The organism is Acidobacteriota bacterium (assembly GCA_004299485.1).
GTDB lineage: Bacteria > Acidobacteriota > Terriglobia > Terriglobales > SCQP01 > SCQP01.
Map to the genome: position 1 here is coordinate 185,836 of SCQP01000001.1, position 14,857 is coordinate 200,692.

A 14,857-nucleotide genomic window follows, 5' to 3' on the forward strand; every position below is an offset into this window, starting at 1 on the left:
CTGGCGTGGCTGCGCCACGCCACCCGCTTGACGCTCGGCCGGGCCGGGGCCCCTGGAGTCCCAGTCCGGCGGGTTCCGTGAATCGGAGCTGGTTCGGAGCGCGGTCGTGCAGAAGCTCTCTGTCATCGGCGAAGCTGCCAGCCGATTATCAAAGGATTTCCGGGACCGTCAAGCCGGGATACCGTGGCCCCAAGTGATCGCGTTTCGGGACCTCCTGATTCACGCCTAGTTCAGCGTCGACTGGGATATCGTCTGGCGCACCGCTGTCGTCCGATGCCCGCAACCACGCGGTCAGATCGCCACGATCGCGGCCTCGGGAAACGACACTGCCGGCTAATGTGAGCGGCCTCCCGCCCTGCACACCAGCGACAGGTAGGCGCTGGCCAGATCCATGCACACCACCCGCACCTCGGCTTTGGAAGGATCGACGGGCGAGCCGCAACGCCCTAACCATCAATCACTTGGAATCTACAAGAAAGAGGAATATCCAGTGATCTGCCCACTTTTTCTAATCAGGCGCAATCGGAGGCGCGCCGGGCTTCCGGGGATCGGTAGCGCTCACCCAATGCGGTCGCTCCCTACCTCGGCGGGAGGCGTGGCACCGTAGCTGCACTCCATCATTAGCGCCTTCGTTGCAACCCATTTCAGCGCGGGCACATACAGGCGATCTTCACCTTCGGGACACAGCAGCACGAGCACTAGGACGCCTTCGGGGTGATCGATATACACGGAATATTCGGGCCCCCGATACCCCGCGCCGACCCGGCCTATCCTGAAAATTGTGTCCTCGGGGGTTCGACCCGCCCAGCTCTCTCGCTTGATCGGCGTGAGCCGCTCAAACGACGCCCCAGGGCACTCGGCCAGCACCGCGACCTCATGTCGCGACGCAATTGCCTCCATGGTTGGCTCCGGTTTTGTCTTGAGAACAATGTTTCCATACAAGAACGCACCGTGTCGCATCGCGGATTCTCGGCTGTGCCCAAGTAAATACATGGAAAATTGGAACGAGTTCGGTGCTGTCTGGTTATCGACGACCCAGCCGCTAGGCGGGCTGCAAAGGGCAGCAACCGAACCTTTCCAGAGGAGCGCGCAGCCGATGTGTTGAAATTCAGAGAGTCGCTCGGCGTCGATTATTTTCAATTCGATATCCCTTGACGCTTTTTCGGCTCGCCGGTACGCAGATTTTGTGTAGCCCGCGGCAGATACAAGCACGCCTTTGCTGATTCGTACGTCCTCCAGCGTGCCGAGGAACCGATCTACGTCGCTTACCGTGACTTTACGCCGGTGGTGCTTGCAGTCTACAGCGATCGTCAACTCGAATGGGCCGCATGCCTTGCGGACGAGGACATCGACCTGTCGCTGGCGGCCGGACACTATTCCAGGCAGCCGGATGTCTCGTTCCACTTTTGCGCCCGGGATTAGACGGCTCAGTGTGCTGAATACGTAGGTTTCGTATTCCTGCCAGCTGACTTCGAATCGCTTCACACTCGCTCCCATAACGATCCCCCAGGAACCATACAAGCGAGGGTACAACGTTGCGCTCGCGACGCGGGCCACGTTATCGACGACGCCGCCCGGGGGCGTCTACCTGGTACATTTCGCCGGAGCGGCGTCGGCCCCCCACTCTGCAGGCTTAATAAAATGGCGGCCGGGCGCGCGCCCCTCGGTGAAGCCGTGTTTGCGGGGCGGCGAAGCCGCCAAGCCCGTCTCTCCTGAGATACGCGCTAAGCTGGCTGCCCTGAATTGGGAGGCGATTTGCGGCATGCGCGACATGCTGATCCACGATTAAGTAGCCGATCTGGATGACGTGCGGTTCAACCACAAAGTGCCTTGGCGCATGCAGTAGTTTTCGAAGTCCCGAAAACCGCACTCTTGGCGGCTCATGGGATCCATTTAGTCGTGAAAGCCATCGGTGATGCCGTCGTTGCGGCTAAGGAGCCGCATCGTGGCGATTTTCTCCAACCATGCAAGGTCCTCGCACTCCCGAACCGGCCCCGCGCGCTAGCTTGCGCAATAGGCCGCGCCGGCGCTTGATAGACTTGGGGGAATTTCACCCAAGGGGCGACTCATGCGCTTCGCCATGCTCATTTATGAGACGCCGGAGGCGTTCGCGTCACGCGCCCACAACGATCCCGAGCCGTACCGCGCCGCCTGGCGCCTTTACCACGAGGCCATGACCGCCGCCGGCGTCGATGTCGGCGGCGATCCGCTGGACTTGCCGCACACCGGCGCCACCGTCCGCGTCACCGACGGCAAGCGGCACGTGCGGGACGGCCCTTATGCCGACACCAAGGAGCAGTCGGCCGGAGTGGCGATCCTGGAATTACCCTCGCTGGAGGAGGCCATCGCCTGGGCTACGCCGCCTTCGGTCTGGGGTGGAACGCTGTCCCTGGCATTCCCGGCGACGCCGCCCGTCCGGCGCCCACGCTGGCGCCCGCGCTGGCGCCCACGCTGACAGAAGAGGCTCTCTGGATCGCCCGCGACCTGGAGCACCTGCTGCCCGACGAGCCGGAAGCGCTCGGCCTGCTGGCGCTGCTGCTCCACTGCCATGCCCGCTGCGGCGCGCGCCGCACCCCGGCCGGCGCCTACGTTCCGCTCGGCGAGCAGGAGACGCGCCTGTGGGATCAGGCGCTGATGGCCGAGGCCGAGTCCCTGCTGGCCCGCGCGGCATTGACTGGCGCGGGACCGCGCGCAGGGTTCCGCCGCGCCGGACGATTTCAATTGGAGGCGGCGATCCAGTCGGTGCATGCCGAGCGTGCCCGCACCGGCCGCACGGAATGGACCGCCATCGTGACGTTCTATGAGCAGCTCGTGCGCCTGAGCCCGTCCGTGGGCGCGCGCACCGCCTATGCCGCCGCGACGGCCGAGGCCGACAGCCCCGCCGCAGGACTTGCTCGTCTCGAGGCCATCCCGGCAAAAGCGGTTGCGGGCTATCAGCCCTACTGGGCCGTGCGCGGCCATCTGCTCGGGCAACTGGGACGCCGCCAGGAGGCGCAGGCTGCCTACACGCTTGCAATCGAGCTCAGCAACGATGCGGCTGTCCGCGATCACCTGTTGTCGAAAAGCCGCGTCCTGGCACGTCATGGTTTGTGAGGCCCACCATGAACTCCAGAATTTCCGCCGCGGCAGCCCTTGCCGCGCTTCTGTTCCTCGCCGTCCGGCTCCCCGCCCAGGCCATGCCGCAATCCTACCCGCACATGACGGCGCTGGCGCGCTATCTCATGCCCCGCGCGGCCGAGATCGCGCTCGCGCGCAGCGCCGCTCCGCCCTCCGTTTCCGCCGCCGCGACGGTGCTGGTGCTGACGCCGAAAGGCTACGTGACCGCCGCCAAGGGCAGCAACGGCTTCGTTTGCCTCGTCGAACGCTCGTGGGACAGCCCTTTCCATAGTTCCAAGTTCTGGAACCCCCATATCCAGGGCGCGGACTGCCTCAACGCGCCTGCCGCGCGATCCGTACTTCCGATCTTCCTGTTACGCACGAAGCTGGCGCTGACCCGCCGCTCTCAGGCGGGAATTCTGGCAGGGTTGCGGGCCGCAGTGGCCGCCCATCGGCTGCCGCCGCTGGCGCCGAACTCGTTCTCGTTCATGCTGTCGAAGCACTCGTACATCACCAACTCCGGCGGCAACGCGGCGCACGTGATGTTCTTTCTCCCTGCCGTCCCATCGAGTGAAATGGGAGCCGACCTGCCCGGCTCGCCCGTCAGCCTGGCCGGCGATTTCGACGTGGTTCCCATCGCCATCTTCGTCGTCCTGGTTCCCCAGTGGTCGGACGGCACGCCCGCGATGTAGCCACACGCGGGCCGGGCTGCGGCCAGAATGGCGCAAGCAGGGTGGCTCGCCACTTTTTGCCCTGGTCGCTCCCGTTGGTCGCTTGTGAGTCGTGGGCCTGGGGGGAATTGTGAGATCTGCGGTCACTTCTTGGCGAGGTCGCGGAAGAAGAGGTCGAGGCGATTTCCGACGGCTGCGGGTTCGGTGGCGCGGAACCGCGGCTGCTGGGCGGCCAGCAGTGAAATCAGATGTCCGGAGCGCATCTCACACAGCTTGATCTGGAACACAGCGCGCCGGATGAGGTCGTCGTCACGCTCGCCGGAGTTTCTCGAGAACAGAAGGTGCCCCGCGCGGGTGACGTTGACCATGGCGGACGCGTTATCGCGGTAGCCGGCGGGGTCGAAGGAGATGGCGTAGGGGCATCCCGCAACGGTATTGAAGGCGTCGCGAAAATCCAGCTCGCCATGGAAAACGAGGTTGAGCATTGTTCCACGTAAGATCCGCAGATCTCGCGCCAGGTCCCGATCCTGTGTTTTGCCGACAATAATAACTTTGAAGGAGTCCGGAAATTGCGCCCGGCGAAACATCGAACAGAGATTCCGGACATTGTCGACGGTTGTGCCGTGGCGGGTGGTGATCATTCCGAAAATCAGCACCCCCGTGAATCCGCGCGTCATCCGATTGCCCATCGAATGCGTGTAGGTGTTCTGCAGCCGCAGCCGGTGCAGCAGACATGCACCCGCGAGGTTGAGAAAATCGGCGCTCTCTCCCTGCAGGAAGCGCAGGACGATATCGACGCTGGTGGTGTGCAGGCTGGTCATGAGACTTGGCACCTGCGAGAGGCCGGTCGGCAGTCCTGAATTTTGGAGGAACTGCTGTACGGTAGGGTTTAGCGCCAGCAGCGCCGTGGGATAGAAGCACCATGCGTTGGCCCAGTCATTACCTAGTCCCTCGCTCTCATGGACGGTGTAGACCACGATCAGCCGGAAGCCAGCCCGGCGGGCGAGCCCCTGCAAGCTCTCGACCAGGCCCCGGTTGCTCCCGCGGCCCGTCCAGGCGTTGGGCCGTCCGGTGCGGCGGATGTGCCAATTGAGGATGATAGTCCGGGTTTGCGTTAGCGCCCGGCTCCCCAGAATCTGCTGGAACTGCCGACTAAAATCATCGTTCAGAAGTGGTATGAGAGCGGCATCACGGCCTACCCGTCTTTGCCCATAAATCATCTGTTGCACCGCAATGCAACCCTCCGGATCAAGGCTGGCCAGGAAATGCCGGTGCAACCAATCAGCGTAGGCTCCATCACCGCCCATTGGATCCGGTGCATTCAATCCAAGCGTGTGAACTAGCGCATATGACGACTGGGGAAGGAGGCGGGGACGTCGGAGCGGGGGGTGAATCGTGGAGGCCAGTTCCTCGGCGGAGCCGGAGGCGCGCCTTTTTCTGAGATTGGGCTCCTCCTCCTCGCCGACTTCCTCAATGGTGATTGTGCTGGAGCTGGGTGTGAACGAGGTGGTGTGGCAGACGGGACAGACACGTGAGCCGCAAATAATATGGCCACAGTGCAGGCATTCGTAGTTCATCTTGCGGATGACCCGTCACTTGTGGGCCCGATCTATCTTCGTGCGCTCGGAGGGGGTTCCCGCTAGCGGCAGGGTCCACCCGCTCGCGCCCACGCCTTTTCTAGGCTACCACTAGGGTTACCAGGCTGGCGACTAATTAACACTTCCATTGGGGTACTTTATCGCGCCGGGAGGAAACTCCGTGATGCACTGCGGTGGAGATGATTCCGTAGCTGCCAGGCACCCCACAAGCCTTCACCAACAATCACTAGTAACCTGCAAGAAGCTGTTATATTCAAAAAGGCCCCAGCAGAAGAGGTTCAAATCCTCCCGCCCCGACTGCTTGCTATGATTGCGACCCCTGTCTGGAACCCGGCAATTTGGGCAGCGCGCGTCCAGCCCATGAACGCGCGAACCAACTGCGCCCGAATCGGCATGGCGCAGATCCTCAACAACTACTTTCAAGACTCAATCAACTGTCTGGCGAATCGCCGTGCCGACGGCCTTGCGCCGATTGACCAGGCCGCGCACGCCCTCACCGCCGCCTGGCCGGGCGCAGGTCCCTTAAGCGCTCTGATCGATGCCCGCGTAACCGCCGTGTTGAACGCCTGTAGTTCGTGGCTTACCAACCGGCGATTCTTAGGTTTCCGCGTCACGGGTTGGCGGGAGGCAGCCATCGCTGCGCTATACTGGCAGACCGCCTGGTGCTACTCCTGCGATAATTATGCGCGGCGGGCAATTTTGGCCATCGGAGTCAATAATGGGCTGAATGTCGCCACCACCGCTACTGAACCCGTCCTCGTGGCTCAGTTGATTGGCAATCCCTACCAATTTGCCGGCAGCGGTTATGCACATCAGAACGTACCTGGCCTCCTGCGCGGGGACAGCCGGGGTCCGGACACGATTGCCAACGTTTCCAATGGATTTCAGCCGCGCACGGTAATCTATGGCGCTTATCAGCCCTGGTTTGACGGCCACAATACGGCGACTCCTTCCACGACCAATGACCAGCAACTGGCGATCAATGCCGCCAAGGCAGCAGCCGGCCCGGGTGGATCGCCCGCCGGGATCCTGCCTGCCTGGCTGAACGGCGTACTGACTGGCCTGGCCCCGTTGGGAGCCAATCGGCGCGGGTTCGTCTATGAACTGGGCAATCTTGGCGCTCTCAATTCCACGCGGTTGCTGGCCGCTCCCCTCGGTCGCGAGCACATCTTCCTCGCCATACCGCCGGCAGCAATCACCCGATGGTGGGTGGTTCTCAGCAACAGCCACACCGTCGGCCCTTTTCCGTTCCCGGCTGCCGCCCTCGCTCCCGCCATGGGCGTAGCCTATTCCGGGAACCCGAACGTGCTGGCCTAGGTGGCTCGCCACTAGTTGCCCTGGTCGCTCCCGTTGGTCGCTTGGAGTGCGGGTTTCGATTCCCAGCAGGGTCCGCCGGCTGGCGCTCGGGGCTCCTCCAAGCTGCCGCCACCGGGTCGAAGGTTCAATTCCTGTCGTGCCGACAAAATTTCCCAATGACTTGCGTGACCTCCAGGTCCCACGCCAGCGACAGCGGCCGGGGCATCAGGGCCGAAGCGGATCAACGACTTCGAGGAACGGGAAGCGGTGAAAGCCGGTATCGCGCGTGCACACGCGCCGGATTCCATGCTCGCGCATGAGGATGGCCGTATGCGTATCGTGGAGCACATTGCCCATCAGATCGGGCAGTTCCTCGACCACCTGCGCGGCAATATCCGGGTGCCGCTGCGTCGGCACGAGCACGCCGAGGCCCGGCGAGGCCAGCAGCGCGGCCACAAAGCCCCATGCTGCCGACAGGTTCCACGGTCGCCTCATGACCCGTGGGTGCGTGGTCACGCGCAGGAACTCGTACAGAATCGGCCAGGTCGCCAGGGCAAAAAGTGGCGAGCCACAACCCGTTGCCGGCTTGACGGCATAGGCCCTTGTCGGTCAGGCTCATGGTTGTGCCCGGCACCGACTTGCTCAGACCGCGCGAGGCCGCTCAGCTTCTGGGCGTGAGCTATCCGACCCTGAAGCAATGGATCTACCGGAAAAAGATTCAAACGGTGCGGACCGCCGGCGGCCATCATCGCATTCCGCGCAGCGAGGTGGATCGCTGGCTGCGGCATACGGGGGCGTCCGCGTTCGTCGCCCGCAACCTGGGGAAACGCATCAGCGGCCGCAATCAGTTGATCGGGCGGGTGGTGGAGATTCGGCGGAGTGGTTTACTTGCCCAGGTAAAGCTTTCGATTTCGGGACAGACCGTAACCTCGCTGATCACTGCAGATGCGGTGCGCGCCATGGGGTTGAAGGTCGGCGATCTCGCGGCGGCACTGATCAAATCCACGGAAGTGATGATCATCCTGCCGTAGTAGCTTAACGATTCCGACCACTCATACCGTATTAAGCCGTATTAACATGGAGCATGCTTCGCCGGCTTTGCCTGATTGCGGCGGGCCTGCTCCTGACGTTGCCGCTTTGGAGCCAGGCCACGGCGCGGATTTCTGGACTGGTAACCGACGCCTCGGGCGCGACCATCGCGGGCGCCGCGATCAGCGTGACCAGTTCGCAGACGGGGTGGGTGCGACACGCTAGGACCAGCGCGCACGGCTTCTACCAGGTGGCGGCGCTGCCGGCGGGTTCGTATCGCGTGGCCGCCACTAAATCCGGCTTTGCCGCTCAGGGCCATGGTGGCGTGGGCCTGGCGGTGGGGCAATCGGCCACAGTCGATCTGCGCCTGCGCCTGGGCGGCCAGAGCCAGCGGGTCTCCGTCGGCGGCCGGGCCGCCGTGGTTTCCGTCACCTCAGCCGGCGCCGCCGGCCTGGTCGAGGGGCAAACGGTCCGCGACCTGCCGCTGAACGGCCGCAGCTACGACCAGTTGCTCACCCTCAACCCAGGGGTAGTCAACTTCACCGCCGAGAAGGTGGGCGGGGTCGGGGTATCCAACTCCACCGTGGCCAACGATTTTGCCGTCAGCGGTAACCGTCCGCAGCAAAATCTGTTTCTGCTGAACGGCATCGAATTCACCGGCGCGGCCGAGAATAACATGCAACCGGGCGGGGTGAGTGGCCAGTTGCTGGGGGCGGACGCGGTGGCCGAGGTCAACACCCGCGACGATTCCTACAACGCCACCTACGGCAAGCGCCCGGGCGCGCAGGTGCAGATCGTCACCCGCGGCGGCGGTGACGCGTGGCACGGCAGCGTGTACGAATACCTGCGCAACAACGTGATGGATGCGCGTAACTTCTTCGATCGCGAGCGTACGCCGGGCTTGCAGCGCCATCAATTTGGCGCAGCCGCCGGCGGCCCGCTGCAACGCGGCAGAACCTTCCTGTTTGTCAACGCCGAAGGCTTCAACCAGCATCTGCATCAAACCGGCGTGGATCTCGTGCCCGACGCCCAGGCGCGCCAGGGCCTGCTGCCCTGCGCCCTCGTCAGCCATGCCCTGCAGTCCTGCCCACCCTCGGGCCTGGTGCCGGTGGGCGTCAACCCCGGCGTTGCCTCCTGGCTCAACCTCTGGCCGGCGCCGGCAGCCAACTCGCCCGACCTGGGCGGCATCGCCGAAGTCTTCAATCAACCCCTGCAGACCATCCGCGACGGTTTCTTCACCTCCCGCCTCGACCGCGTGGCGTCGCCGCGTGACTTGATCACCGTGGTCTACACGCTCGATGAAAGCTCCGACCACACCCCGACCCGCAGCAACGCCTTCAGCACCGATATTGAGTCGCTGGGTGAACAGGTCGTCAGCCTGGAGCAGAACTTTGCCATCTCACCGGATGCGGTCAATGTCCTGCGCGCCGGCTACTCCCGCGCCGCCTACTTCTACACCGGGGAACCGACCCCGGGCACACCCGCGGCCGCCGTGCCGGGATTTCTCCAGGGGTTGCCGCCGGGAGCGGTGGTGGTCGGCGGCAGCGCCGCCTCCAATCCCGCCGCGCAACTCAGCCTTGCCGGCAGCAACAACGGCAGCCAGTTGAACCTGACGCGCAACCTTTTTACCGCCGAGGACACCCTCACCCTGACCCGCGGCCGCGACACCCTGCAGGCCGGCTACTGGGCGCAGCGCGTCGAATCAAACGAGGATTTGGCGCTCAGCCAATACGGCCAGGCGAGCTTCACAGGCTTGCAGGCGTTGCTTGCGGGCAAAATCAGCACCTTCCTGTTTGACCCTTCGCCAACCGAAATGTACTGGCGAAGCTGGCTGGGCGCGCCCTACCTGGACGACACCTTCCGCTGGCGGCCGAACCTGCTGATCGAGATCGGCTACCGGGGCGAGTTCACCACCGGGTGGAACGAAGCCCAGGGACACGCGGCCAACTTCATCCTCCGTGACGGCGTACTGCAGACACAGCCGCGGATCGCCCGCTCCGCATTCACCGTCAACCGCGCTACCTTCCTGTCGGAACCGCGTCTCGGCCTCTCCTGGAGCCCCTTCGCCGCAACCGTGCTTCGCGCCGGCTTTGGCCTGTACAACGATCTGCAGGATGCGCTCGGCTACCGCCTCGACCAAAACGCTCCCTTCAACCCCACCTACAGCCTCGCCAACATCGCTGCCGCCCAGCTCCCGATCGCACCTGGCGCCATCCCCGCCGCCGCGAAAGTCCTGCCCGCTGGAGTCCAACCCGATCTCTACACGCCTACGCTGGTGTCGTGGTCGATGCGCGTCGAGCACGCCTTGGGCGCGAACAGCAGCGCCAGCCTGGGCTATGTCGGCTCGCACGGTTACCATGAAATCCTCAGCCTCGACGACAACGAACCCGTGCCGGTGCGCTGTCCCTCGAGGCAGTGTCCCGCGTCGTATCCCGGCAATTTTCCCGCCGGCATCGCCGGCACGCCGGTGCCGACGGGCGCCGACTATATTCCCACCGGCACGCCACGCAGAAACCCCGCCCTCGGCGCCGCCTGGGCGTGGTACTCGGAGGGCAACAGCTCCTATAACGCGTTGCAGCTCGAGGTGCGCCACCGTTTCGGCGCCGGCAGTTTGCGCGGTGCCTACACCTGGTCCAAGGCGCTCGACGACGGCGACTCGCTCAACTCGACCGCTGCCGGCAATGCGCCCGGCCTGGTCTCCGACCCCGCCAACCTGCACGCCGACTGGGGTCCGGCGACCTACAACGTCACCCAGGCCGCCGTGGTCGAGGCCGCGGTGCCGCTGCCGCGCGGCTGGACGCTGACGTCCATCCTGACCTTGCAGTCGGGCTTCCCGTTCACGCCACAGTTGAGCTACAACCCGTCGAACAATGGCGATTCCAAAAATCCGGTCCGGCCATTCCAGAACCCCAACTTCTCCGGCCCGGTCATCGTAGGCCGGCCCGGTGAGTGGTTCAATCCCGCGGCCTTTCTCGCGCCGCCGCCCGGCAGCGGCTTCTACGGCAATGCCGGCCGCAACAGCCTAGCCGGCCCCGGCCTGGCAGATTGGGACCTTTCGATGGCGAGGGATCTGGCGCTCGGCGAACGCTGGCACGTTCGTCTCAGTGCCGACGCTTTTAACGTCCTCAACCACGCCAACTTTAGGACCCCCAACGCCGTCGTCTTCACTCCCGCCGGCGCCTCGCCCACCGCCGGCGTCGTCACCGCGACCTCGACCCCGTCGCGCCAAATCCAACTCGGTCTGCGCGTCGTGTGGTAATCCGGCTAGGAACGCTGCGCCGTCTGCGGCACGCGGGCGAGGACCGGCGTGGCGGACCGGAACAGCAGGCCGCCGCAGAGCAGCAGGATGGCGGCGGCGCCGATCATCTCGTTGCCGATAAACCAGCCCATCGCCCAGGCGCCGGCCAGCGCCTCCAGCAGCACCGCGGCGCCGCAGAACAGAACAATTGCGTTCCGCAAGCGGGTTTGGACGGCGCTAGCAAGAGCCGTGACCACGGCGGTCATAATCCAGTGCCAGCCCAGCGAGACAAAGACGACCTGAAACGCCGACTGTACCGCCGGGCTCAGGTTCGATGCCGCCAGAGCGGGAAAACCCACTTTAATGCCGCCAAAGACGTGCAAGACGGCGCTGATCACAAGGACTGCGCAGCCGGCAAGGGTGAGAGGTCGAGCGAGCCTGTTAGGGTTCGTCATCTTCAGGCGAAGTATACACTGGCCGAGGGCGGGTCACTATTTCAGTTCCGCCGGGCACACCCCGACGTCCCGTGCCAACTGAAATACTGACAAACTGAAATACTGAAATACTCCATCAGAGCGTGCTTCCGCCCCATTGTCTGATTTTCAGATTCCTCCGGCACCCCTGCCGCCGCGCGCACCGCGCCGCTTGGTTTCGGTCATGTGATCCATCAGAGCGCCGTAGGAATCGCCGGAGCGCACCAGGTAGTTGATCCAGGGTTGCGCCTGCGCCGCGGTGGGCGGGCGGTGATAAAACCGTTCCCAGGCACGTGTGACCATGTCCCGGCGTTCGGCAGCCGCGGCGGCGCTGTTGCCGCGGAGCAGACCACCCAGATAGTCCTGCAGGGCGGCGGCGCTGCTGACCAGCGGGTTGCCGGCGGGGACACGCGACCAGACGGCCATTTCCGTAGGGTTGGGGTTGCGGCCGTAAGCGTTGGCAAACGCGTCGCTCACCAACTGGCTGCGGCTCACGACCACGGTACGGGGCGGAGGCGGAGACGCCGGCGGCGGCACCGGCGGCGGCGTGGGCCGGGGTGCAGGCGGCGCGGCGGCAGCGCGCGCGAGCGCGCTGACGATGGCATTGTAGAGCGTGCCCTGGGCACGCACGGTCGCGTCCCATTGATTCATCTCCTCTGGACTGGGATCGCGATGCAGCGCGGCCTGAAAGGCGCGGGCAATAGTAGCCGAACGCTCCGCGGCGTTTCCGCGCAGCCAGTTGGAATTGGCGCCCAGCAAACCGTTGAGGCTGGGCGGACGCGACAGCGTGGCCCAGTAATGGAGTTCGCCCTGCAGGCCGCCACTGGGGAAGCGGCCGAAGGCCTGCACATAGCCCTGCATGACGATGCAGACCTCGCCGATGGCGTTCAGTTGGGCCGCGCTGGGGGGGTGGCCATACACGCGCTCATAGGCAGCCTCGCCATTACACTGCATCGCAGCGGAGCTGAGCGCCTGCACACCGTAGCCCGATGGATTTGCCAGATTGTTGCCGATTGGCATAGTGAAAGGCGCCGAACTGGTAAGAGGCGAAGCACTGGTCAGCGGCGAGGCGCTGGCGAGGGAATCGCCCGGGCCCAGGAACGGCGACGCGCTGGTCAACTGCGCCAGGAGTTGGCCATTGATGTCCAGCGTGGGCGCCAAGTTGGGCGCTGGGGGCTGCGGACGTTGGGGCGTGGGCTGAGAGGGCGCTGCGGCTGGGGCGTTCCAGTTGAATCCCCAGGTATTCGCAATGCGTAAGGGGCTGACCCAGCCGTTGGCGCAATACGTATGCGTCTGATGATCCCAATTGCAGTGTGCCGGCGACTGCAGCGTACCATCAACATAAATGTCCGCGGTGTAGTTGAAGCTCCAGCCGCCGGGAATCTTGACGTTCACGCCCAGGCTGCTGCCATTCCAGCTTTGGTCCCAAGCGTCTTTCTGGTTGTTGCAGGTACGCGCCATGCCGCCGTTGACTACAACGGAGCAATCCAGGCCGTAGCCATTATGGCTGGCCAGCACCACCCGGAATGTATGCTGCGCCCGGGCCGAGATCGGCAGCCAACAAGCCCATAACAGGGCGGCAGAAACCACAACGGTGCTTTTGAGTTTCACTGTGTTCTCCTTTACCAGGAACGCCAATGCAGGACTTCTTTGCCCAGGACTAAGCCGCTTGCGCCCTGAGGCCCGATCATCTTAATGGGGACGGTTTGCGACGGGGCAGCTTGGGCGCTGCTGGCGCCCGAGAAACGGCCGCTTACCGAGGCGGAGACAGAGGGAGCGAATTGCAGGGTGATGGTGCCATCGCGGTTGAGGGTGTAGACGCAACGCTGGCTGCTGCCGCCGGCAAAGCCCACGGCATGGACGACGCCCCGATGCAGGCAGGTGCCATCGGTGTAGAAGTCCCACTTGTCGAGGTGGCCCTGCACCATGGCGTAGTAGGAGCCGCTCCAGCCGCTGGGGTGATAGTGAAGACCGGCCTTCAGCACCGCCTGCTCGCCCCAGGTCAGACCCGCCTGGGGCGCAGGGACGGCAGCGGGTAGCAGCGGCTGCGTGGCTGGAGTGGCGGCGGGAGCGGCGGGTTTGCCGCCATTGGGAGCAGGGACCTCGCCGAATTGTGGGGCAGGGACTTCGCCAAATTGAGGAGTGGGTACCTGCCCGAAGGCAGGAGGAGCGGTGCTGTCGCGGGAAGCGGGGGCAGCCGCTGGCACGGCCGTCTTTGGCGGGGCGGTCTGGGCGGGCGGTTTTACGCCCTGGGCGGCGAGCGACAATAAACCGGCCAGGAAAACCGAGGGAATCAGGGCAGCGGTGCGCCTGGGCATAACTGTCTCCATTAATAAACGCGAAAACGGCGGTAAAACCCTGCCAGCAAAACAGGTGGAGCGGGCTAGCGCAGAGCTAACGGGTGGGTGTGGCAGCGAGTTTGCGGCGGCGCTTCTCCGCATACATGTCGCGGTCGGCGCGGTCGAGGAGGGTTTCGGCGGTGTCGTTGGGTTGGGAGGCAGCGGCGCCGATGCTGGCGCCGACGACCACGCGGGCGTCTTCCTCGGCACGCGTGAGGAGGAACTCCCCGAAGCCTTCGCTCAGAATGCGCTCCGCGGTGGCGCGGGCCAGGTCCAGATCGGCGTGGCGCATGATCACGACGAATTCGTCGCCGCCCCAGCGGCAGACCAGGTCGGCATCGCGGACCAGGCGGCGGGTCTGATAGGCCACCAGGCGCAACAGGCTGTCCCCCTGACTATGGCCGTAGGCATCGTTAACGTTCTTGAAGCCGTTCAGGTCGATCATCAGGATACTGACGGGTACGCCCTCGGCCAAAGCCTGGGCGACGGCGCTTTCGGCCAGACGGCGATTGCCCATACCGGTGAGGGTGTCGGTGCTGGCGAGCGTCGAGGCCTGCTCCAGCTTCTCACGAGCGTGGCGCAGTTCTTCATTCAACTGCCGCGCCTGCGCTTCGCCCTCCTGTCGCGCCAGCGTGGCAAATTCGCGCAGCTCGAGCACCAGGGCATGCAATTGGCGGCGGGTTTCGATAGTGGGTTCTGAGTTGGCGATCGCTTCCAGGCGCGTGGCGTGGCCCTGCAGCGCGTCACTATGGGCCGCGCCGGTTTGGGCGATGGTGGCGCCGGTACGCGCCAGGATGCGGATAATATCGCGGTATTCGGCCTCGCGGCGGTTCACCGCCTCGGTGAGTGAGCGCAGCGCCTCGACTGCCTGGGTGCGGGTCTTTTCGAGCGTGGCCTTGTCCGGGACCTGTTCGGACGGCGGCTTGAGGTAGCTCAGGATGGCCTGCATGTCCTCGCGGAACTGGCCGCCCAGGCCACGCGACATTTCCCCGGCGGCGGTTTCGAGCGCCTGCAACAGATGCAGATAGCCCTCACCGAGCAGCCGGATGCGGCCCTCGAGGCTGTCCCATTCCTGCCAATGGCGTTTGAGCGATATCATGAGTGCCCTTGCTCCGCC

At 64.7% G+C, this 14,857-nt stretch carries 14 protein-coding genes; 7 read left to right on the plus strand and 7 right to left on the minus strand.

The window, feature by feature from the left end:
* The first annotated feature begins 52 nt into the window (after positions 1–52).
* Positions 53–229 (plus strand): DUF86 domain-containing protein, encoded by a 177-nt coding sequence (locus EPN33_00850; GenBank protein ID TAN24721.1) that lies wholly within the window; start codon positions 53–55, stop codon positions 227–229.
* 329 nt (positions 230–558) lie between these two features.
* On the opposite strand, the gene EPN33_00855 is transcribed toward EPN33_00850, so the two are convergent.
* Positions 559–1,497, minus strand: a complete 939-nt coding sequence (locus tag EPN33_00855; protein ID TAN24346.1) for a restriction endonuclease — start codon at positions 1,495–1,497, stop codon at positions 559–561.
* Between the two features lie 571 nt (positions 1,498–2,068).
* Here EPN33_00855 and EPN33_00860 point away from each other — a divergent pair.
* The 3 genes from EPN33_00860 to EPN33_00870 all read left to right on the plus strand — a co-directional run bounded on the left by EPN33_00860 (position 2,069) and on the right by EPN33_00870 (position 3,788).
* Positions 2,069–2,455 (plus strand): hypothetical protein, encoded by a 387-nt coding sequence (locus tag EPN33_00860; protein ID TAN24347.1) that lies wholly within the window; start codon positions 2,069–2,071, stop codon positions 2,453–2,455.
* A 179-nt stretch (positions 2,456–2,634) separates the two neighbouring features.
* Positions 2,635–3,093: a hypothetical protein gene (locus tag EPN33_00865; protein TAN24348.1), complete on the plus strand. Its 459-nt coding sequence runs from the start codon at positions 2,635–2,637 to the stop codon at positions 3,091–3,093.
* 8 nt (positions 3,094–3,101) lie between these two features.
* Positions 3,102–3,788 carry a hypothetical protein gene (locus EPN33_00870; protein ID TAN24349.1) on the plus strand — a complete coding sequence of 229 codons (687 nt, stop codon included), beginning with the start codon at positions 3,102–3,104 and terminating at the stop codon, positions 3,786–3,788.
* Positions 3,789–3,910: 122 nt separating this feature from the next.
* Here EPN33_00870 and EPN33_00875 read toward each other — a convergent pair whose 3' ends face one another.
* Positions 3,911–5,344: a hypothetical protein gene (locus EPN33_00875; protein ID TAN24350.1), complete on the minus strand. Its 1,434-nt coding sequence runs from the start codon at positions 5,342–5,344 to the stop codon at positions 3,911–3,913.
* 327 nt (positions 5,345–5,671) lie between these two features.
* Between EPN33_00875 and EPN33_00880 the strand changes: the two genes are divergently transcribed.
* A complete protein-coding gene (locus EPN33_00880) occupies positions 5,672–6,682 on the plus strand; it encodes a hypothetical protein (GenBank protein ID TAN24351.1) in 1,011 nt (336 codons plus the stop codon).
* 204 nt (positions 6,683–6,886) lie between these two features.
* Here EPN33_00880 and EPN33_00885 read toward each other — a convergent pair whose 3' ends face one another.
* Positions 6,887–7,156 (minus strand): hypothetical protein, encoded by a 270-nt coding sequence (locus EPN33_00885; protein TAN24352.1) that lies wholly within the window; start codon positions 7,154–7,156, stop codon positions 6,887–6,889.
* 122 nt (positions 7,157–7,278) lie between these two features.
* Here EPN33_00885 and EPN33_00890 point away from each other — a divergent pair, with 122 nt between their 5' ends.
* Positions 7,279–7,692: a helix-turn-helix domain-containing protein gene (locus EPN33_00890; GenBank protein TAN24722.1), complete on the plus strand. Its 414-nt coding sequence runs from the start codon at positions 7,279–7,281 to the stop codon at positions 7,690–7,692.
* Between the two features lie 53 nt (positions 7,693–7,745).
* Positions 7,746–10,949, plus strand: coding sequence for a carboxypeptidase regulatory-like domain-containing protein (locus EPN33_00895; protein TAN24353.1), 3,204 nt, complete (start codon positions 7,746–7,748; stop codon positions 10,947–10,949).
* 5 nt (positions 10,950–10,954) lie between these two features.
* On the opposite strand, the gene EPN33_00900 is transcribed toward EPN33_00895, so the two are convergent.
* From EPN33_00900 to EPN33_00915, 4 genes are all read right to left on the minus strand, one after another.
* On the minus strand, positions 10,955–11,383 hold the full coding sequence (locus EPN33_00900; GenBank protein TAN24354.1) for a hypothetical protein: 429 nt from the start codon (positions 11,381–11,383) through the stop codon (positions 10,955–10,957).
* A gap of 147 nt (positions 11,384–11,530) precedes the next feature.
* On the minus strand, positions 11,531–13,012 hold the full coding sequence (locus EPN33_00905) for a hypothetical protein (protein ID TAN24355.1): 1,482 nt from the start codon (positions 13,010–13,012) through the stop codon (positions 11,531–11,533).
* An 11-nt stretch (positions 13,013–13,023) separates the two neighbouring features.
* Entirely contained in the window at positions 13,024–13,719 is a 696-nt protein-coding gene (locus EPN33_00910) for a hypothetical protein (GenBank protein TAN24356.1), read from the minus strand.
* Between the two features lie 76 nt (positions 13,720–13,795).
* Positions 13,796–14,839, minus strand: coding sequence for a GGDEF domain-containing protein (locus tag EPN33_00915; protein TAN24357.1), 1,044 nt, complete (start codon positions 14,837–14,839; stop codon positions 13,796–13,798).
* Positions 14,840–14,857: the final 18 nt, after the last annotated feature.